This window comes from Paenibacillus sp. J22FR83, from assembly GCF_059691955.1.
Map to the genome: position 1 here is coordinate 270,062 of NZ_JCAUAM010000004.1, position 22,644 is coordinate 292,705.

Consider the following 22,644-nt stretch of genomic DNA (forward strand, 5'->3'; position numbering starts at 1 on the left):
AATGATGTGTGCATGAAAACGACTTCAGGCGAAAAAGTATTTTATGGCATTAATTATGTGATTTTGGCCGCAGCTGGGATGCTTTGTCTTCTTCCCTTAATGCATTTGGCTTCGCTTTCGTTAAGCGGTAAAGATGCGGTTTTGTCAGGCTTCGTTGTGCTTTGGCCAGTAGATTGGTCCACGGAATCGTATTCCTTGCTCTTTAAAGGTACGCCGATTATCCAAGCTTTTACGAATAATGTGATTATTACTGTTGTTGGTGTTGCGCTGAGTATGATCTTCACTGTACTGGCGGCGTATCCGCTATCCCGTAAAGTATTCTACGGTCGTAAGTATCTAACGCTTGCTATCGTGTTTACGATGTTATTCCAAGGCGGATTAATCCCTACGTATTTGGTTATCAAACAAATGGGCCTCATTGATTCCTATGGTGCGTTATGGCTGCCATCTTTGGTGAGTACGTTCAATATGCTCATCATGCGATCCTTTTTTGAAAATATTCCCGAAGAGCTGGAAGAAGCAGCTCGAATGGACGGCTGCGGCGAATGGAAGCTGCTGATGCGAATTATTTTACCCCTATCCATGCCGATGATTGCCACAATTGCCCTCTTCTATGGCGTGCAGTATTGGAACTCCTTCTTTAATGTCATGATCTATGTGAACAGCCCTGAGAAGTTAAATCTGACTGTTCTGATTCAGCAAATGATCAAGAGCCAATCGCTCGTGACAGACATTAATAATCTAGGTCCTGAAGCTGTCGTTAATGTGACACCAGAAGGGATGAAAGCAGCAGGAGTTATCATCATGATCATTCCAATGCTCATCGTATATCCGTTTCTTCAAAAGTATTTCGTTAAAGGGGTGATGATCGGCGCCATCAAGGGGTAATGGCAGTATTGGACAAGACGTATTAGAATGTAAACAGCGATACTAATTCGGGAGGTCACTACCAATGAGACAACAAACATGGACAAAACGTAAAACAACTGCAACAGCAGCGCTTGCGACAGCGCTTGCTCTGGTTGTCGTAGGCTGCAGTACCAAAGATGAGAAAACGGCAACGACAAGTCCAAGTGCGGCAACCCAAGCGACACCGGAGAAACGTGGCACCATTACAGCATCGCTCTACGATCGCGGAAATATCCCGGCAGAAGAAGGGACGATCATTAACAATCGCTGGACGAAATGGGTGAATGAGAAAGGTCCTGCAGATGTGAAATTCGTTCCGATTCCACGGTTCGAATCCTTGCAGAAATACAATGTATTGTTTGCCTCAGGTTCTGCGCCGGATCTTATTTTCGAATTCGATAAATCGTATCTAGGTCAATTATATAACCAGAAGCAATTGATGCCGCTGGATGACATTATTAATAAATACAGTAAAGAATACAAAGCAAGACTTGAGAAATACCCTGCTTTGAAAAAGGCAACAACGATGCCAGATGGCAAAATGTACTTCTTGGGCCGCCCCTACAATTTAGATCCTAACCATTACTTATTCGTCCGTGCGGATTGGCTTAAGAAACTGAATTTACAAGTACCGAAGACAACAGAGGAGCTGTTAGCGGTAGCGAAAGCTTTTACAGAGAACGATCCTGACGGGAACGGCAAGAAAGATACACAAGGTATCGGACTTAGCTTCATTTCGGGAATTATTCTAAATCATATGTTTGGCAATGGTTTCACACTCTTTGGTACGGATCAATATCCGTGGAATCTGAAGGATGACAAGGTTGTTCATGATTGGGATAGCTTGAAAGCAGCGATTGCTTATCAGAAAACGATTTATGAAGCTGGTTATACGGATAAAGATTTTGTGACGGATAAAAATGGAGCGAAATCTGCGCAAGATTGGATGGCAGGTAAAGTGGGGATCATCGGAAGCTCCCTTCCGACGAAGAACTATGAAACCTTGAAGAAAAATGTCCCTGATGCGGAAATCATTCCGATTGCATTGCCGAAGAGTGCGTTTGGCCAATTCAGTCCACTATTGAACAACCCGATTGCTGTCACAGGTGCTGTCAACGCTGCAGCTAAGGATCCAGCAGCCATTATCAAAGAAATTGATTTCATGTCCAGCGATGCTTTCAAAACAACTGTAAATAATGGAAATGAAGGCGAACACTACAAAAAAGGTGCGAACGGTTGCCCAGAGCCAATTGATGCGGAGAAAACAAAGAAAGAAGTTAGCTACATAGCCGATTTAAATATGCTGGCTTCGCTAGCGAAGGATTCCTGTACGGGTCTTGAAAATAAAACGAATCCGACGCCGATTGAGAAAGACATGCTCGAAGTTCTGAAGCAAGGACGCATCGCGTATGTGGATCCGAGCCGACCAATGCCAGGCGTAACGCATCGTGATTTCTTACCGCTGCTTCCGCAAGAATTGGTAGCGATTAATACGAATGCGAATAAAACGATTGTTGATTTGGCTACGAAAGTAATTGTTAGTGGAAATAGCTACACAATGGATCAATTTATTACAGAAGCGAAAGCAGCATGGGAGAAAGCAGGCGGACCGAAAGTTGACGCTTTCTATGATGAATGGTATCAAGCGAATAAGAAAACAGCCTTGTTAATGAAAGATTTGTATGAGATCAAATAAGATTATCTCCTGAGAAGTGGATAAGGAAAGTGTCTCTTAGGAGGCACTTTCCGTGTTTATTAGAGCATAAATGAGCGCATAAGAGGTGATTGTAGTGATAACAATGAAACCGAATATACACAAGCTGATGAATGAAACCTTTCTATTCGAGAACAAGGATGTCATCTTGGAAGATGGTATGGTCAGATACAATAAACCTGGTCATACACGAGAAATTGCACATTTAGGATATTGCCATGAAGGCAGACAAACATCGCATTATTACACATTTGGTATGCTATTAGGTCATCTAGATGAACAAGCTGGATTGCACATCCTGGAGTCCATTGCTAAGCTGCAACGGACAAATCAATCAGATCCGCATTATGGTGGGTTTCGCTGGTATCAAGAAGAGGAGCATGTCAATGATACGAATGCTGCCTTCTTCATCTTAAGACCACTTGTCATCTTGTCTATGTGCTATCCAGATGTAATACCGTCTAGTCACAGAGCGGTTATTCACGAGATGCTGCGCCATGGGGGTGAATGGTTTCGTAAAGAATGTGGGGATCCTATTCTCTATTATCCGAATAAGATCGTGAGTGATGGTGCACTACTGTTAGCGATTTCGTATTTGCTTCATAATCCTGTTTATTTAGAGGCAGGCATCCGTTTCTTCGAACGCTGGGAGGATTATACGACACGTAGAGGTTGGGGTTGGGGAGAAAATATTAGCTTGGTGTATCTGTCTGTCATCTTAAATGCACTTCAAATTGCGATTAAGGTATTGGCGGGACAGGGGCACCCACTCGAAGGACAGCTGCGTACTCGCATTCAGAATATGTATCTTTTTCTACAGTTTCAAGCAGGTGAAGAGTTCGTCCCCACGATTCGCAGCTATAATTTTAGTGGTGAAACCACACGAGATGATATGATTTGGACTCTTGCAGGCCTTGTGGGCATAGATGGTTTACACCCAGAGAAACTAACGATGAATCATCTGCTAAGTTTACTTTTATTTGAATCAGAGGTATCTGATCTCGCAGGAGGAAGTCCCCTTCAACCAACGCCGAGAGTATGGGAAGAACCTATCTTCGATAAAAGTTTCGCTTATTATTGGATTGGCACTAGCTCACGGCTCGGTAGCATTAGCCGGTTCCCCGTCATCGCAGGCAGCTACCAATGGCCGGACTGGGGACTTGGCTGGCAATCCTTCCCAGTAAGTTTCAGTGTAACCGGGGAGCAGGTGTCATTCTTGCGCTGGTACGTTGATCTCGGTGATGAGGTTCGTACACACCCAGGAGAATCATACCGTACGTCGTATTTGGCACCGGCGCTGTTCAAGGAATCGTTCTTTCCCGATATACAAACGCGTTCAGCCCAATCCGAGCATTGTTTGCTTACGGTTCGCAGCATGTCGAATTTGAATCATGAAGCCTCTGAGATCGCAGATGAGTGGGTCATACACCGCTATTCCGGCGCGATTGAGGAATTCACTACTGCTGCAGAAGGCAGACACTGGCTGCTTCTGAGATATGCCAATACGACAATTGCAATTACAGCATTGAATGGAATGACAAGCAACACGTTGCAGAGACAGTTGATCGACGTTGACATTATGCATGAATCGAACCGAGTTAAATTAAGGCAAGTTCTGCACAATGGGCAAGCAGGTCTGGTTCGTCATGCGCGGTTGGAAACGGGATGGGCCGTACTTTCATTGGAGGATCTCTCGAATCAAGAAGAGATTCATCACTATTTGGAAGGAGTACGAATTGAAGATCGTAGCTTTGCAGATGGCGAAGTTCCGCGAACGAGTTATACAGAAATCAGACAGATTCAATTACGTATTGCAGGTGTGGAGAAGGTTCAGTTACACGTAGATCCTCATGAATAGACAGTAGATAACCTCCTTAAGCGATATACGGGAAAGATGAATATTGCTTAAGGGGGTCTTTGCGTCTTATGTTTACTTCCGAGAACGACATTACACTAGAAAAGGTGGAGGAATAATGAGAAGAATCATCTTGAAGTTCAAATTTGTATGCGCTTTCTTGGTGTTTGCCCTACTGACGGGTCTTTGTTTACCAGTAGCGGTACCTAGCGTCATGGCAAGTTCGGACGATGTATTCGTCGAGAATTTTGATACAAGTACGTTGGGTGTTAAGCCCGCCAACTGGACTGGAAATCCGCCAGCCGCAGATGCTTCTGCGCCAGTTCCTTATATCGCTAAGGCAACTGTCGAAAATTTAATTGATTACCCCACGCCATTGCTGAAGTTCGAGAAGAACGGCAAATCAACGGGTAATCTTCAAATCGAGCGCGCTTTCGCAGGTGCGAGCAGTCAGTCGGTATTTACCTATAAAGTGAGAGCGGAACAAACTTCAGGGACCGTGTATTTGCCATCTCCCAAAAGCGGAACAACCGCCATGGCTAAATTCGCGATGAATGGGGGCAACTTCCAATATATGAAGAAAGGAGCATCGACTTGGACGACCATTCAAACTTTTGCAAGTGCCACTTGGTATGAGGTGAAATTGCTTCTTAATTCAGATACGGATACGTTTGATTTATACATAAACAATGAGAAGAAACTCACGAATGAACCTATGGCGGAAACGGGAACCATAACGTCCTTTTATTTGGGCTTGTACAAAGATACAATTGGTACCGCTTACTTCGATGATTTTCATATTTATGCGTATGTACCAGCTACCTCGGTTGCTGTTACGCAAGCGGTTTATGAACTGAATGTGGGTGCAAGCCAACCCCTAACTGTCATTTTCACACCGCCAACAGCAACGAATCAAAGTTTGACATGGTCATCCAGTAATACAGCCATCGCAACGGTTACTGCAAGTGGTGTGGTGACAGGGATAGCACCGGGCACAGCGAGCATTACAGCCAGAGCAGCAGATCAAGTTCCGGATGCAACCTTTGTAGTAAATGTGAACGGAATAACACCAATTGGCGGGGAAGTAGGAGATCTCATATCCATCCCATTTGACGCGGAAACAACAGGTTCCAAGCCTTCGACTTGGAAGATACCAGCGCCTTCTGCGGCGGTTAGTCCCGCTCCTGATCCGTATATATTGGCAGCAACGATAGGTGAACTTGCAGGATATCCAGGCAAGATGCTTAAACTTGAGAAAAATGGGAAATCTACCGCCTCATATAATATCGAGAAAACAATTACAGGTGCAAGCTCAAAAGTAACCTTAACGTACAAATTTCGAGGAGAACAAACGGATGCCGTCATCTATTTGCCTTCCCTTAAGAGTGGGGCTACGGGTAGTTCCGCGCTGAAGTTTGCATTAAATGCAGGACAATTCAGCTATATGAAGCAAGGGGCGTCAGCATGGACGAATATCCAACCGTTTACAAGTGGTGAGTGGTATGAAGTTAAACTTATGTTGGACACGGATGCAAATGTCTTTGATTTCTACATCAATGGCAATCAGAAGTTATCACGTGAGCCTTATGATCTTGGTGGTGTACCCACTGTAATGTATTTGGGGCTGTATAAAGATAGCATAGGAACGGCTTTTTTCGATGATTTTCAAATGTACTCCTATCACGCTGCAATAAGCGCATCCATGAGTCCTAATGAAGTCAATTTGGCGAAGGATGCTAGTTGGCAGTTACCGCTCTTGTTTACACCTGCAAACGCTACTGTTCAGAGTGCCGTATGGACATCCAGCGAACCGACCATTGCTTCAGTGGATAACAAAGGCGTTGTACTGGGGCTGCAACCAGGAACGACACTCATTACAGCACAGCCTTTTGAGAATATTCCGGCAGTCTCCGTAACGGTACACGTCTATGAAGTGCCAATCACAGGGATTTCAATTGCAGCTCTTGCTGAAGCTGTCCCTGTGGGATCCAGGCAGTATCTGCAAGCTACACTGACGCCTGTTGGAACAACAGAAGGGCATATTGTTTGGGGAACGGCGAATGCTGCTGTAGCAACCGTTGACAGATATGGAGAGCTGACTGGGATTGGGGCTGGCACAACGACCGTATATGCAACGAATAAGGAGGGAACGATTCAAGGGCAGACGAATGTGACTGTCGTGAACAGATCCGTCGCACATGAATTGTACGTTTCGCCAACGGGAAATGATTCGAATCCGGGGACATTACTTGCACCTTTTAAGACAATTCAACGGGCTCAAACAGCTGCGAGAGGGTTAAACACCAACATGCAGGGCGATATCAACATCTATTTACGTGAGGGAACGTATACATTAAGCGATACCCTTCGATTTAATGAGACAGATTCGGGCAGTAACGGTTATTTTGTAACCTACCATAGTTACCCTGGTGAGCATCCGATGATTAGCGGAGGACAAACGGTTTCGGGATGGAATCAGTTTGACAATGAACGGCACGTATATCGGGCATTCGTGGGAGCGAATTTTCAAACTAGACAGCTCTATGTGAATGGCGTACGTGCGGTTAGAGCGCGTAGTGAGGGTGGATTAATTAACGCTACCAAGACAACTACTGGGTATACATCCGATGACACCAACCTAGCGAATTATCGTCGGATCGGTGATCTTGAAATGGTGTTCAATGACCTATGGTCCAATTCACGTGTGAAAGTGGAGTCAGTGAATGTGAGTGGCAGTAAAGCGCAGATAACGATGAAAAATCCCGGATGGACAGCATCATCAGTTCGTGGATTATCGTCGGTAACGGTACCTGTTTATTATGAAAATGCGTATGAACTGCTCGATCAAGAAGGAGAATGGTACTTCGATCAATGGGACGGATATCTCTATTATATGCCAAGAGCTTGGGAAGATTTATCTACGGCTCAAGTCACTGCGCCTATTTTGGAACAGTTAGTATCGGTTACCGGGCAATCAGCGGATCTTCCTGTGCGCAATCTTCAATTCGAGGGATTGAAATTTATGTATACGACCTGGATGAGACCGAGTTCGGATTGGGGACACTCCGACGCACAGAATAACTATTTACGTTATTCAGGAACGCCTGATGAACTTCCAGATGCTGCAATTGAAGTTGAACTCGCGAATACGGTGAATTTCATCGGCAATGATTTTGCTAAATTAGGAATTACGGGTTTAATCATGCAAAATGGCGTACAAAATAGCTTGATCGAAGGGAATCGCTTCTACGACATTTCCGGCAGTGCGATATCTGTGGGGCAGCCGATTTCGAATGATCGACAATATTACAATCCTACGGATCATCGTATGGTGATGAAGAATAACGATATTCTTAACAATTTAATTTATGATATTGGCATTGATTTCAAGTCCGCTTCGGCGATTTCAGCTGGATATCCGCTTGATATGGACATCAGTCATAATGAGATTTATAACATTCCGTATAGCGGGACGCATATTGGGTACGGGTGGGATAAGAATTTTGATCCTGTTACCAAGAATATCAAGATTCAAGACAACATGATCTATGACCTTATGGGCAAAGGGGTTCGCGATGGCGGTGCCATCTATAGTCTTGGCACCAATGGCGCCAGTCCTCAAGATAAGAATCTTGTATCCGGCAATTATATTCGTAATCAGATGGATGATAGTGCCGTATTATATGCGGATCAATCTTCTGCATATTGGCGATATGAGAACAATGTTATCGACTTGAAAGAATCGAAGCCATGGCATGGTTCGAAGCGATGGGCGCAAGCATGGACGAATCTCATTCATGATCTTGATTTTGTCAATAACTATACGACAGAAGCCTATTACGTGAATATTGGAATTAACAATACATTCGAAGGAACGACGGTAGTGCCAGACGCTAATTGGCCTGTGGCAGCTAAGACGATAATTGCGCAAGCGGGGATAGAGCCAGCTTATCAGGATCTTCAAGCAGGTATTGTCAGTCGTTGGTCGACGGAGCGGCTTAGTCTTAATATTGGCTCCACAAGCACAGTAAAAGTCATTGCTCAAAACGGTAAAGACCAGCCTCTTAGCCTAGATGGAAGCCAGCTTTATTATAAATCTAAGAATGCTGACATTGCTACGGTAGATGCACAAGGGCATGTGACTGGTATCTCGACAGGGAGTACCAAGGTTATTATTTATATCGTGAATGGCACAGTCATGCGTGAGCTTGAAGCGGATATCTATGTCGGAGATGTGTTAACGGATATTCGATTGACGGATACAACGGGAAATATCGTACATGTGGAACAAGGGACGACTGCCGAGCTTCATGCTTTTGGGAATACGTCATTCGGCAATCGCACGGAGCTTGATCACGTGACTTTTACTTCCTTAACACCTGACATTGCTACAGTGAGCAGTGACGGCACGCTAACCGCACATCAGGCAGGTTCAGCCGTTCTCCTACTGAAAGGTGATTTCCTAGGCCAGCAACGGGAAGGTTATTATCATGTGAAGGTGTGGAACAATTCTACCAAAGATACTTACAAGTTACGTAAGGAATTAGGCGATCTGGATAATTGGTATGTGTCCCCGACTGCATTAAATAATGTGCAGAGTGACGCAGACAGTATTACGATTACGACACCGAATAGTGGCCACGCCGTGTATCAGGGGCGTACATTTATGAACGAGTTCATTGATTTTAATTTGAAAATCAATGCAACAACGAGTTGGTATGCCCTGCTTTTTGGCAAGCAAAGTAGTACTCTTGGGTATAGTCATGGGGATGAAGATAATTACCTCATGGTCGTTTCCGAATCTGGCATTGAGCTTCAGCGGTACAATAAGGCTCAAAGAACGGTGATATACGGTACGATTGCCAATTATACAAGTCTGGCAGGACCAGCCATCCCGAATACGATGCTCCCGTTCAACCAAGAGCGGCATCTTGAGCTTGGAACATTTAATGAAGCCAATGGCGTACGTATTATTTTGAAAGTCGATGGTGTCGAAGTGTTCAATTATTTGGATACAGCTCCGCAAGCGATTCGTCAACCAGGTTATTTCGGACTTGTTTCGAGGAACGGCAGCATGACTTTCTCTAAAACCGATGACTCTTTGCAACCGATCGTTGGTCTTATCATGAATGGAGCAGCAGAGATGGTGGTTGGCGAGACATCGCTTGCCACAGTGAAGGCAATGGATGACACTGGCGTGCTCATCGAGCCAGCCACAGGGGTTACTTACGAAAGCGATCAACCCAATGTTGCAACTGTTAGCGTAGATGGCATGGTTGAAGCGGTAGGGCAAGGTACTGCGCATATAACTGGTAAGTATGCGGTGGTTACGGCGAGATTAGAGATTGTAGTTCGTGCTGAGGAGGAAACCACGGAACCAAAAACAGAGCCAACTACGGAACCAACAAAAGAGTCAAATACAACCCCGAGTGCGTCAAGTCCACCAGCTCCGCGTGAGCAGCTGTGGACGGAGAGTGAGCAAGGCGTTCTGTTGGGAGCCCATGGACGAACTACGACGGTGCAAAACTACCCCGATGGTACTAAGGGACAGCTCATTCACATCTCAGCAGAAGCACTAACCCAAGCGTTGGATAGTCTGAAGGGGGCATCGAAACCTGTTATCATTGTTCCAGCGACAGGAGCTGTCGAGACTGGTGGTACTACAGTTACGCTGCCGAGTAGTTCACTCGTAAAAGCAGCTGAGTCAAATCCCCAGGCAATCCTTCTTATTCAAACAGAGGGAGCTACATATAGCTTGCCATTACAGCTCCTTGATCTTCATGCAATAGGAAAGTCGTTAGGAGTTACACAAGATGGGATCCAAATTTCAGTAACGATTAAAGGAGTCCATGGGGATCAAGCAGCGAAAGCGACACAAACGATGCAACAGCTCTCTGCCAAATCCATTTCAGATATTATTGAATTCCAGGTGATTGCTGAAGGCGGAGGTCAATCCATTGAACTGAATAATTTTAACCAATATGTGGAACGAAGCCTTGAGTTGCATGAATCTATCGATGCGAAAGATGTAACAGCCGTAATGATCGATGCCAGTGGGCAATTGACTTTTGTCCCGATGACGATGAAGCAAGAAGGAGGCAAGTCGGTTGCGGTAATCAAAAGAAAAGGGAACAGCGCCTACTCGGTTATTCAGTACAGTAAAACATTTCCTGATCTCGCCCATCACTGGTCCCGTTCAGACGTGGAATTCCTCGCGTCTAAATTGTTGATCAAGGGAAGAAGCGAGGAAGACTTTGCACCAGATCAACCCATAACTAGAAGTGAGTTTGCTGCCCTATTGGTTCGTTCACTTGGATTGAATGAAAATATGGGAGGAGCTAATTTCAAGGACTTCTCGTCAAGCGAATGGTATGCAGGAGCAGTAGGAGCTGCTGTGAGCGCAGGACTTGTGGATGGCATGTCTGAGAATGAATTTGCCCCAAAAGCTACAATAACACGGGAGCAAATGGCCGTTATGATTACACGCGCTTTGAAAGTGGCTGGTAGCAATCCCACGATAGAAGATGCATCTTCTGTTCTTTCTTACAATGACATCAACCTTGCATCCCAATGGGCGCTTCCAGCCATCAAGCAGTCTGTTGAAATTGGCATATTACAAGGTGTAGATGGGCAAAACTTCGCACCTGCTCAACCTGCAACACGCGCACAGGCTGCCGTTATTTTGAAACGGTTCTTACAGCATGTGAAATTCATAAACGAATAACACACCTACATGTCCGGCGGAGCTTGTTACAGTTTCGCCGGATTTTTATTTTACAAGGGAGGAGAAATTTGTAGAAAAGGATGAAGTAGGTGAGTAAGTAAGTAAGTAAGTTGAAATGAATGCGTTTACATTTGATGGGAGGGTGTTCGTATGAGATCTCAGTTCCTGGTTCGTTTCTTAGCTATCTGTATCTTTTTGTTCGTTTCGTTATTCGCCGGCAAAGTTTCCTCTGTTCAGGCTGCTGTTCAAGCTACCTTTTATGCTTCACCGTCAGGAAGTGGAACAACTTGTTCATTAGCTTCGCCGTGTTCGCTTAGTGGAGTAAGAGATAAAGTACGTACAGTGAACACGAGTATGACCGGCGATATTCAAGTATTTTTACGAGGAGGCACATATACGCTGAGCACGCCACTTACGCTGGATTATAGGGATTCCGGATCGAATTCATACCGAGTAATTTGGGCCAAGTATAATAGTGAAGTTCCAGTCCTTTCGGGTGCTCAATCACTGGCTGGTGGATGGACTCTACATGATGTGGCAGCTAACATTTATAAGAAAACAGGGGTTACTGCAGAATTTCGACAATTGTACATGAATGATGCCCCAGCGACTAAAGCTAGAATACCTAATGTAACGAATTCAGACACTTTCGCATCGTACAACGATACCATAAGCGGAGATATTACGAATAAGCAGTACAAAATCAATCTAACAGAAATTAGCAACTGGGCTGATTTTAATCAAGTCGAAATGGTCGTTCAGCCTCATTGGTACCATAACCGATTACGGCTATCCTCTTTCACTTCAGATGCGAATTATGCCTATGTTCGATTCCTTTCTCCTGACCAGGATCATGCCTTCGATAAATCAGCTTCTAATTATGCGTCGAATGCCTACTATTTTGAAAATGCCTATGAATTTCTGGATGCGCCTGGCGAGTGGTACCTGCAAACGGGTACGGACACTTTATACTACAAACCATTAAGTGGGCAAAATATGTCAACCATCTCAGTGAGCATCCCTGTGTCAGATGTCTTAATGAATGTTGTCGGAACGGCAGCAGCGCCTATTCATCATCTAACCGTGAGTGGACTGAACTTCACCTATACAGGCTGGAAAAGTCCAAGCTCGAACGGAGTCGTCATGACGCAAGGCGCTAATCCATTAAGCGGACCTGTTGTTCCAGGTGCTTTGCAGGTAACATATGCTTATGAATTAAGCATAATCAATAATACTTTTCGTCATATAGGCGGTACTGCACTTAAGCTGGGTAACGGTTTAAAAGATAGTCAAATCGTTGGAAACACAATTGAAGATGTTGCCGCCAATGGCATTGAGTTGAAGTCACCAAAAAACGCAAGTAGATACGATCTCACTGAACGCGTACTAATTGGGAACAACACGATTGCACGTGTCGGACAACAATATACGAACGGTATTGGGATTGTTGGCTATTTTGTGAATGGCGTCGTCATCGAGCATAATGAGATTTCATATACCCCTTATATGGGCATTCAAGTAGGTGGGCAAGGCGGATGTAATTGTTCCACCGGAATGGCAAATAATCGCATTCAATACAACGATATTCACCATGTGATGCAGGCTCATGACGATGGAGGGGCTATCTATTTGCTAGGGCGGCAGCCAGGTACTTATGTTTTAGAAAACTATGTGCATGATATAGCCAAAAGCAGTTACGCCATGAGCTCCCCCGTCGCAGGCTTGTATCTGGATAACTATAGTGAGTTTATTACCGTACAACATAATGTCCTTGCTTCGATTCAGACAACCACAGGTGCATCTTTGACTTATGAACAAACAGGGATTGGTGCGATGAACAATCAATGGGTGAATAATAGTACGCAGGATGTTTCGGTCATTAATCAAGTTGGAACAGCAGTGAATTATGTGGAACCGATGCTGGTAAGTTTGGATGCTAATTTTAATGGAGAGACGTCAGGGAGTGCACCTACGGGATGGTCGATTACGAATGGGGACGGTTCTGTAACAACCGCTGAAATCCCATCATCAACGGACAAAAGTGTGTTGATCACGAAAGCTGTTTCAACCACCTCATCGATGGCAAATAAAACGCTGGCCGCTTCATTGAGCGGAGTTCTAACAGTCAAAGCTAACATTCGTGCCGAACAAACCTCAGCGTGGAAAATGGCGCCATACGTGGTAGATAGTTCAGGTGTTCAAGCCGTTTCAGTTGGATTCGATGGCGGTTATATCAAAACGTACAACGGCTCAACCTTAACTGCCGTTCAGGCATTTACCGCAGGAACTTGGTATGAGATGCAGATCGTAATGGATACGAATTCGGATCTATTTGATCTATATGTGGATGGGATCAGACTCGTTACTGACGCCAACTTCCGCAATCCAGTGACGCATATAAGAACAATCAGTTTTGGTATTGGCACGGGTCATAGTGGCAGTTTCTATTTGGATAATGTTCAGGTATTAGCTCCTTAATAGGAAATTGGTTGTGTTTGTTTGAATTCTCCTTTTCTAATCAAATAAGATTTGAGTGGCTAAGCAGCTATTCTTAACTTACTTGGAAGAGAAGGAGAGTTTTTTTGTGAACAAGAAATTCACTTTTCTTATACTCATATCATTAGGTCTTAGATAGATGAAAAATTCGACTATCTCGCGATTCCAGGCGCCCCTATGGCCCTAGATAGTCAAAAAAAAGACTTAGGGAGGGCGAGAGCACGAGTTTGGCTCACGTAAGTCGAAAAAATCGATTATCTCGATAGAGAAGGCGCTCTCGAGACCCCAGATAGTCGAAAAAATCGACTATCTCAAGGCCAAATGCGCCTTCGAGGCCACAGATAGTCGAAAAAATCGACTATCCCAAGGCCAAATGTGCCCCTGACGCCCCAGATAGTCGAAAAAATCGACTATCTCAAGCGATCAAGGCAACATCTCCAGGAAAGATTTCGATGCCGCCGATAGAGGAACTCCACGAAGTGTAGCAATTCCGATTTGACGCGCGGGGGGTGGAGAAGCTAGTGGAATTTCGATTAGATCGCCACCGGCAAGTTCCTCGGCTACATAGTCACCGATGACAAAAGCGAGGCCGAAGCCTCGTTTGGCGAACTGAATAAGGAGATCGATGCTGCCTAGCTCGAATTCAGGTGTGAGGATTACGCCTTCGGAGGTGGCGAAGTCGTCGATAAAACGCCGCGTGCTTGCCCCTTTTTCCAATAATAAAAGGGGATAATGGTGTAAATCTTGGAGGAATAACGGACTTCCTGCCAGATGAGCATAGGCCTTCCCGCCGACTAGGCAGTCTTGAATTGCGGTACTTTCGCGAAAGTCAATTTGTTTGTCCGAAGCGGGGAGAGAGACGATGCCGAAATCGATTTTACCCTCCTTGAGAAGCGTTATGGTTTCAGGTGTTGTCCGGTTGGTAACACGGATTCGCACGCCTGGGTATTGCTCATGGAAAGCTTCGAGATAGGGCAGGAGATAATACTTGCACAACGTATCACTTGCCCCAATATTAATCTCCCCGCTTTGTAAGCTATGCATGTCAGCGATGGCTTTTTCACCAATTTTCATAAACTGTAATGCCTGCTCGATGTACCGAAATAACACTTCACCTTCCACTGTGAGCGTGACTCCTTTGGCCGTCCGAAAAAAGAGTTGACCAGCGAGCGCGGCTTCCAATTGCTTAATGGTATGACTTACCGCGGGTTGAGTTATATGAAGCACGTCAGCCGCCCTCGATAAACTTCCCGTATGCGCTGTCCAGTAAAAGACGCGGTACCATTCCAGATTAACATCCATTATCATTACCTCACTTTATACCTGATATTATTTATATCAATTATTCTAATGTCATTATGGCAATTATAATAAGCTATGTCAGGCAAAACAAGTGTAGGAGGCGTTAAATTTGGCGGTAACGGCGATTGTTGGTGCGAATTGGGGAGATGAAGGTAAAGGGAAGATGACGGATGTGCTAGCGGCACAATCTTCCTATGTTGTTCGCTATCAAGGAGGAAGTAATGCAGGGCATACCATTATAAATGACTACGGTAAATTTGCACTGCGAATGTTGCCATCCGGTGTGTTTTATGATCATGTTACAAATGTCATAGGGCCCGGAACGGCACTCGATATCGATATCTTGTTAGGTGAATTAGAGGAACTTGCAGCTAGAGGTGTGCCTAAGCCTAAATTATTTATCTCTGAGCGCTCGCAAGTTGTTTTGTCCGTACATCGCCTATTCGACGAACTCGAAGAAGAGCGACTTGGATCGCGTAGTTATGGTTCAACTAAGCGAGGGATTGCGCCGTTTTATGCAGACAAATATGCTAAACTTGGCATTCAGGTGTCTGATTTATTTGATGAATCTCGGTTGAAGGAGCGACTTGCGCATCTACTCACTGCGAAAAATGTCTTACTCGAACATCTGTATGGGCGTGAGCCTATCGAGCTTGATGAACTATTGAGACAGCTGTTGAATCAAGCCGAACGCATAGCTCCCTATGTGTATGACACAACGACACTGCTTCAAAATGCCGATGCCAAGGGAGAGCTTATCGTAGTGGAAGGGCAACTTGGTGCTCTACGGGACCCGGACCATGGGATTTATCCCTATTCAACATCGTCTTCGACGCTTGCTGGTTTTGCCTCTGTTGGGGCAGGGCTGCCCGCTAGATCGATCTCAGAGGTGTTTGCTGTAGTAAAAGCCTACTCGAGTTGCGTAGGGGCGGGACCGTTTGTCACGGAAATAGCAGGGAATGAGGCGGAGGAATTACGTCGTCGCGGCGGGGATGCTGGCGAATACGGCGTGAATACGAAGCGTCCTAGACGCATGGGATGGTTCGATGCGGTTGCAACGAAGTATGGCTGCATGATCCAGGGGGCGACAAGTGTCGTGCTAACCAATTTGGATGTATTAGGTTACCTGGATGAAATTCCAGTCTGTGTTGGCTACGAATTAGCAGATGGCACAGTTGTTGATCGATTCCCAGTCAATGCGCTATTGGATTCGGCTAAGCCTGTGTTGTCACAATTGCCAGGTTGGAAATGTGATATCTCACAGATAACATGCTTGGAGGAACTTCCAGAAGCAGCAAAGACTTACATTCAATTCGTTGAAGCCGCTATTGGCGTGAAGATATCAACGGTTTCTGTCGGACCCAGACGTGAACAAGTCATTTCTTGCTAGCTTCAATAAGTTTTATTTAGCCGCCGTGAGGTGGCTTTTTTCTAAACTGTGATTGGATTAAGAAGTGTAAAGTAAGAGGTCCAACGAAGAATAGATACATGTGGGAGGATCGATCTATCTATGATGAAACACGCGATTGCTCAAAGATTAGAAACACTTGGCATTATACTGCCTATGGCAAGTCAACCAGCAGCCCAATATACGAATTATGTGAAAGCGAATGGATTTTTGTTTGTATCAGGCAAGGGTCCGTCTGGCAGTCCAAAAGGTAAATTGGGGAAGGAATATACAACACAAGAAGGATACCACTTTGCAAGGTTAACGGGGATTGAAATTCTTGCTGTTGTGCAATCTGCATTAGGTTCTCTGGAGTTTGTTAAACAAGTCGTCAAACTACAGGGGTTCGTGAATGCCATTCCAGAATTTGAAGAGCATCATGTGGTGCTCAATGGATGTTCTGATCTGATGTTGGATGTGTTTGGCGAAAAGGGGAAGTCTGCGCGATCGGTTTTCGGAGCTGTATCACTTCGAGATAACTTGCCAATTATTGTGGATTCTATTTTTCAAATAGAGGATTGAGAACTTGTGTTGATTATAATGAAAGAGCGATCCATGATGCAAATGATGGCATCGCTCTAATTTAGGTAGTGAAGCATAGCGGAATAAATGCTATTATTGGCATGTATATTTATTGAACGAGGGATAATTAATGTGTTTACTATTTTCTAAAAAATGGTAGGAGGAATTATCTATTGAACAAAGCAAGATGGAAGCTGCTTACCTATGTACCTTTTCTAGCAATCATCGTCGTTATCGGAGTCATTCAGTCATTCATGTTGGCCAATGAAAATGTCAAGCCCTATCCAGAACCATTCGGCCGCGCAACAGAACTACCTGAGTTAGCAACCTATGGTGAGCCCGTACAAGTGATTGAGGAAGGCGGATTCACATATCTAGCGGGAAAAGCAATTGCATTCAATGCCCTTGATGAAGAGGGGCGCAACCGTGCAGAGACTAGACCCTTACCTGATACGGGTGTTTTCCAAGGCTATAGAATGATAGATAAGGATCATATCCTATGGATTGGGGACGGCAATCAATTATACGCAAGTGAGTGGAAGAATGGGTCATGGAGTCCGAAGACCATACTCATTGCGAATGAAATCGATCATGTGCAAACTGTTGTAGGACCCCATGCTGAGAAAGTTCTGCTGGCTTACAATGAATCAACGTTGTATGTCGGTGAATTCCTTCCGAACGTCAAGATGACTTGGACGAAACTTGATCTCGGGAATGTCAAACAACTACAAGGTGTATGGGATGCGTCGGGCAGCAGCTTGTCTCTTGTTTACGCAATCAGTCAAGATGGCAATGAATCTTTTCACTACGCGAAGCTTGCACAATCAACCTGGATGCCGCAATTGCAATTAAAGCTGAAGGATTTAGATCAGGCAACGAGTAGTTTGGATGAAATAGTCCTAGCTAGAGATGGTTCTACATTAATTACCGCATATACGACAAGCTCACGTAAATCAGGCAAAAGCATCTTACATACGATCACTTTCCCTGAGAATCAGCCAACTATGTTGCAAGATGAGGTGCTTAACCTCCCTATTAAGAAAGGAATCGATTCTGATACGATCTTGCATCCATCGTTTATGAAGATGACTTCTAACGAAGTAACACTTGTGGTTTCATCGGTCTATGAGAAAAATCGGCGTCAAACGAGTCAAGAGGTGTACAAGGTAGATTTTATGGATGGTAAGATGTTACATGCCGCAAGAGTCAGCCAATTCGGTGGTTTTGCCGTCTATCCGACATATGCCTCGTTTAAGGGGAATACATATGTTGTATGGTTGGATGCTGTGAACACAGAGACGTTTCGTGTCAACTACGCCACCGATCAGATATCATATCAAGAGCGAATGAACAGCCTCCGAGCAGAGGATGTGCAACAGGCAGCGGGAAATTTACCGCTGTTTTGGGGAATTGGCGTACTCACTGCCCTTATTAGCTTGAAATGGATTTTGTTGCCTGGACTATATCTCATCGTGATTAGTGTATTCTGGCAATATCATTATGACGAGCATGCGGTGCGGCACTTTGGAATAGCCATGGCGATGTATCTCATTGTCAAAGCACTATTTATTGGTGATTATCGTAAACCGATAGCCCTGCAGGTCATGCCGGATTTCATTCAATCGGTGTGGTTGAGCTTGGTGTTACTTCTTCTGTTTGCTGGAATTTCCTATTTCATAACCCGTCTATGGAGAAAAGGTTTGTCTGAACGAAATGTTGGACTTGAAATGTTCTATTTCGTAGTCCTTGATGTTTTCATGACGAATTTGTGGTATTCATTTTTTATGTCTCCTGCTTCCTTGTAGCGATTTTCATGCAAAAGAATTGAAAAACATGACATTCATTGTTAAAATAGAAGGACGAATAAACGTTGTGTGACTGGCGGAACATGGGGAACCATGAGGGAGCACATCGATAACTGCCGTACGCCTGGGCAAGAGGTAAGGGGAAATCCCCTTACCTCTTTATGTTTGATCCAAACTTGAGAGGGATGATAAGATGACCGCGGAAACCGTAATCTTGGATGGTAATCGAGTGGCAACAGACATGAAAGAGGCGTTGAAAAGTAGAATTGATGTACTTGCCGAGAAGGGGATCGTTCCTTGTTTGGCTACGATTTTGGTCGGTGGTGATCCGTCTTCAGCGACTTATGTCAAAATGAAAGGGAATGCTTGTAAACGATTGGGTATCAAGTCGATCCGAATTGAACTTCCTGAGCATATCTCGACTGAAGATTTGATTGCTGAAATCCAGAAACTGAATGTGGACCCAAGTGTCCATGGAATACTGTTACAGCATCCTGTGCCTCATCATATTGATGAGCGAGCTGCATTTGAAGCGATTGGCATCGAAAAAGATGTAGATGGCGTCACGACACTTGGATTTGCTCAAAACGCCTTCGGCTTTGCCAGATTCCCTTCTTGTACGCCAGCGGCGATTCTAGCCATTATGGACTATTATCAGATTGCAGTGGAAGGCAAACATGCTGTTGTCATTGGTAGAAGCCCGATTCTTGGCAAACCCGTATCCATGATGTTGCTCCATCGGAATGCGACCGTAACCATGTGTCATTCGAAGACTGTGGATTTGGCAGCGATGGTGCGATTAGCGGACATAGTAGTAGCGGCCGTAGGGAAACCGAACTTTGTGCAAGGGGATTGGATTAAACCAGGAGCCGCCGTGTTGGATGCGGGGTATAACGCAGGCAACATAGGGGATGTTGATTATGAGGCATGTAAGGATAGAGCATCCGCGATTACCCCTGTTCCTGCAGGAGTCGGTCCGGTCACGATAGCTACCTTGTTGAAACATACGGTTGATGCGGCAGAGAAGTTTGCTTAACTCAGGTCAAGAAGGGGGAGTACGATGAAATTATTTCACGTGAGTGAAGAAAAAGATATTTCGATTTTCAATCCTAGACTTCCTTCAAGAAAAGATCTGGATCCAACCGTCGGGTTAGTATGGGCGATAAATGAGAAATGTTTTCCCAATTTCTTAACGCCTCGGAATTGTCCGAGAGTTACTTATTATGCGAATGAGGCAACCACGGAAGAAGATCGGAAGCACTATTTGTCTTCCAATACCATGCAACATGTCGTAGCGATTGAGCATAAATGGTTTGAAATTATGAAGAATACAACCTTGTACGTGTATGAATTCGATTCAACGAAATTCTATGAGCGTGATCTTGGAGCGGGTTACTATGTAAGTGAGCAATCCCAAGTTCCGATCCGACAATTTGAAATAAAGGATCTATTCGGTGAGCTTTTTAAAAGGAATATCGAAGTCCGGGTCCTAGCAAATTTGTGGGATTTATCGGATAAAATACAGCAATCGAGTTTTCAGTATTCGATGTGTCGGATGGGCTTTGCCGAGCAGCGGTTAACCGAATTGTAGACCATATTTATAGAATATATAATAGAAATAGAGGGGATTATGTTGAGTTTAACGATCTATGTTGTTGATGCTTTCACGGATCAAATATTCAATGGAAATCCTGCTGCTGTTTGTTTAACTTCAGAACCGCTTGATGAAGCGTTGATGCAGCGAATTGCTTCGGAAATGAATCTGTCAGAAACAGCTTTTATGTTTCCTCAGCAAGACGGATATTCGCTTCGATGGTTCACACCGAGTTCTGAAGTGGATTTGTGTGGACATGCCACATTGGCAAGCGCGCACATGCTGTGGGAAACAGGGAACTTACCTTTGAACCAACAAGCAAGTTTCTATACTAGAAGTGGACTTTTAACGGCAATAAAACGTGATTCTTGGATTCAACTTAATTTTCCGTCAGAACCAGTGATTGCGTGTGAGTATCCGTCAGAATTAATGGATGAACTCCATATTCAACCGTTATTTGTAGGACGAAATAGATTTGATTATTTCATTGAAGTTGAATCGGAAGATATTGTTAAGCGACTAAGTCCTGATTTCTCTTTGTTGCAGACGATTCAGACAAGAGGGATTAATGTGACAAGCCGCTCGCAAGCATATGACTTTGTATCGAGATGCTTTTTCCCAGTGGTAGGTGTGAATGAAGACCCTGTAACGGGCTCATCTCATTGTGGACTTGCACCATATTGGGGTGAAAAATTAAATAAAACGGATATGTTCGCGTATCAGGCATCCGCAAGGGGCGGTTTACTACAAATTAGCTTACAGGATGACAGAGTACTTATGTCTGGCCAAGCAGTAACGGTTATGAAGAGCGAAATGTTCATCTAGCATAAGGAGATGTAGAAATGGCGCGCGTTTTATTGATAAATGTTGGATCTGAAGGACATATTAATCCGACGATTGGCGTTGTGCAGGAGCTGGTTGCCCGTGGCGATGAGGTCGTCTACTTTTGCATAGAAGCGTTTAGGGAGCGCATTGAAAAGACAGGTGCAACTGTACGGACAATTGATGATCAAAAGTTTATTAAAGCATTTATTTCAAGTGGAAGAAATCATGTACTCGAAAGAGTCAATGGTCTTTTACTAACAGCAGATATTGTGATCCCAAGCGTGCTTGAACAGATCAAGGATGAACAATTTGATTATATGATCCATGATGCCATGTTCGGTTGTGGACGTATACTTGCTCAGCTGCTTAAGCTTCCTGCAATTAATTCTTGCACGTCTTTTGCGCAGTCCAAAGAAACCATTGATCAGGAGATAGAATAATTCTTAAGTAACGTTTCTGCTGAAATTGCTAAACCCATTTATGATCAATTTCAAAACCTGACGATGATGGTGAAGGAAAAATATGATGTAGGGATCCATTCTCCTTATGAAATACTATGTAATCCAGCACCGCTTACAATCGTCTATACCACAAGGGAGTTTCAACCGAATGGTGAATCTTTCGACCAGTCCTATCGATTCGTAGGGCCATCGATTTCAACACGATTACGCTCAGAAAGCAGTGAGTATTCAGAGATTCTGGCGGAAAAACCAATTTACATTTCATTGGGAACCGTATTTAACCGATCCATTGATTTCTATAAACTTTGTTTAGCGGCATTCGGAAATACGGAACATACCATTGTCATGTCCATTGGGAACAACGTTCAAATATCTGATTTAGGCGAAATTCCACCTAATTTTACTGTGAAACCCTATGTTCCACAAGCCGAATTGCTGCCCAATACGAAGTTATTTATTACACATGGAGGCATGAATAGTACGCATGAAGGCCTCTATTTCGGGGTTCCACTCCTTGTCATCCCACAAAGTGCTGATCAACCGATGATTGCTAGGCAAATCGAAAGTATCGGAGCAGGTGTGACTTTGCAAATGCAAACTTTGAGTGCTGAGCAACTATTGGAAGCGGTGGATCAGGTGTTAAGTGAACCATCGTTTGTGACTGCTGTTGCAAAAATAAGAGAATCTTTTCGAGAATCAGATGGGTATCGTCAAGCTGTAGATGAGATTTTTAAGTTTAAAGAGCACTATGGGATTAAGTAGAATGAAGACCCTCAGCATGGTGCTGCGGGTCTATTTTTTTTTGAAAAACAGATTCCTAATTATGGTAAAATATGCTGTATGGATTTTAAATTTGTAAATGGAAGGTGCGTACAATTGAGCATGTCTGATGAATTAAGCAAAGAAATACTGGAAGAATTGAAGAAATTAAACGAAAAAATCGATCAATTGCAAACGTCAAAAGGGTTGTCGACACCAATGAAGTTTGTT

General features: G+C 44.2%; 12 protein-coding genes, 1 pseudogene and 1 riboswitch. Of the genes and pseudogenes, 12 read left to right on the forward strand and 1 reads right to left on the reverse strand.

All coding sequences use genetic code 11. The features are described 5' to 3' along the window. The first annotated feature begins 12 nt into the window (after positions 1–12). The 5 genes from AC58PV_RS09755 to AC58PV_RS09775 all read left to right on the forward strand — a co-directional run bounded on the left by AC58PV_RS09755 (position 13) and on the right by AC58PV_RS09775 (position 13,680). Positions 13–888 (forward strand): carbohydrate ABC transporter permease, encoded by an 876-nt coding sequence (locus tag AC58PV_RS09755; protein ID WP_497432059.1) that lies wholly within the window; start codon positions 13–15, stop codon positions 886–888. A gap of 64 nt (positions 889–952) precedes the next feature. Further along, positions 953–2,605, forward strand: a complete 1,653-nt coding sequence (locus tag AC58PV_RS09760) for an extracellular solute-binding protein (RefSeq protein ID WP_497432060.1) — start codon at positions 953–955, stop codon at positions 2,603–2,605. 94 nt (positions 2,606–2,699) lie between these two features. Then, on the forward strand, positions 2,700–4,481 hold the full coding sequence (locus tag AC58PV_RS09765; protein ID WP_497432061.1) for a hypothetical protein: 1,782 nt from the start codon (positions 2,700–2,702) through the stop codon (positions 4,479–4,481). 115 nt (positions 4,482–4,596) lie between these two features. Continuing rightward, positions 4,597–11,202 carry an Ig-like domain-containing protein gene (locus AC58PV_RS09770; RefSeq protein ID WP_497432062.1) on the forward strand — a complete coding sequence of 2,202 codons (6,606 nt, stop codon included), beginning with the start codon at positions 4,597–4,599 and terminating at the stop codon, positions 11,200–11,202. A 150-nt stretch (positions 11,203–11,352) separates the two neighbouring features. Further along, positions 11,353–13,680 carry a right-handed parallel beta-helix repeat-containing protein gene (locus AC58PV_RS09775; RefSeq protein ID WP_497432063.1) on the forward strand — a complete coding sequence of 776 codons (2,328 nt, stop codon included), beginning with the start codon at positions 11,353–11,355 and terminating at the stop codon, positions 13,678–13,680. 441 nt (positions 13,681–14,121) lie between these two features. Here the strand turns inward: AC58PV_RS09775 and AC58PV_RS09780 are convergent, their stop codons facing one another. Continuing rightward, positions 14,122–15,000, reverse strand: a complete 879-nt coding sequence (locus AC58PV_RS09780; protein WP_497432064.1) for a LysR family transcriptional regulator — start codon at positions 14,998–15,000, stop codon at positions 14,122–14,124. A 109-nt stretch (positions 15,001–15,109) separates the two neighbouring features. On the opposite strand from AC58PV_RS09780, the gene AC58PV_RS09785 reads away from it, so the two are divergent. The 7 genes and pseudogenes from AC58PV_RS09785 (at position 15,110) to AC58PV_RS09815 (ending at position 22,416) form a co-directional block, all read left to right on the forward strand. Continuing rightward, positions 15,110–16,390, forward strand: coding sequence for an adenylosuccinate synthase (locus tag AC58PV_RS09785; RefSeq protein ID WP_497432065.1), 1,281 nt, complete (start codon positions 15,110–15,112; stop codon positions 16,388–16,390). Between the two features lie 123 nt (positions 16,391–16,513). After that, positions 16,514–16,969 carry a RidA family protein gene (locus AC58PV_RS09790; protein WP_497432166.1) on the forward strand — a complete coding sequence of 152 codons (456 nt, stop codon included), beginning with the start codon at positions 16,514–16,516 and terminating at the stop codon, positions 16,967–16,969. 173 nt (positions 16,970–17,142) lie between these two features. Next, a complete protein-coding gene (locus AC58PV_RS09795) occupies positions 17,143–18,774 on the forward strand; it encodes a hypothetical protein (RefSeq protein WP_497432066.1) in 1,632 nt (543 codons plus the stop codon). Between the two features lie 59 nt (positions 18,775–18,833). Then, positions 18,834–18,911: riboswitch (ZMP/ZTP riboswitch) on the forward strand. 56 nt (positions 18,912–18,967) lie between these two features. Then, positions 18,968–19,810 carry a bifunctional 5,10-methylenetetrahydrofolate dehydrogenase/5,10-methenyltetrahydrofolate cyclohydrolase gene (locus tag AC58PV_RS09800; RefSeq protein ID WP_497432067.1) on the forward strand — a complete coding sequence of 281 codons (843 nt, stop codon included), beginning with the start codon at positions 18,968–18,970 and terminating at the stop codon, positions 19,808–19,810. A 24-nt stretch (positions 19,811–19,834) separates the two neighbouring features. Continuing rightward, a complete protein-coding gene (locus tag AC58PV_RS09805; RefSeq protein ID WP_497432068.1) occupies positions 19,835–20,365 on the forward strand; it encodes a DUF6886 family protein in 531 nt (176 codons plus the stop codon). Positions 20,366–20,404: 39 nt separating this feature from the next. Continuing rightward, the gene (locus AC58PV_RS09810) at positions 20,405–21,193 is read left to right on the forward strand and encodes a PhzF family phenazine biosynthesis protein (RefSeq protein ID WP_497432069.1); all 789 of its coding nucleotides are present in this window, start codon (positions 20,405–20,407) and stop codon (positions 21,191–21,193) included. A gap of 17 nt (positions 21,194–21,210) precedes the next feature. Further along, positions 21,211–22,416: pseudogene (locus AC58PV_RS09815) on the forward strand (macrolide family glycosyltransferase). The last annotated feature ends 228 nt before the right edge of the window (positions 22,417–22,644 follow it).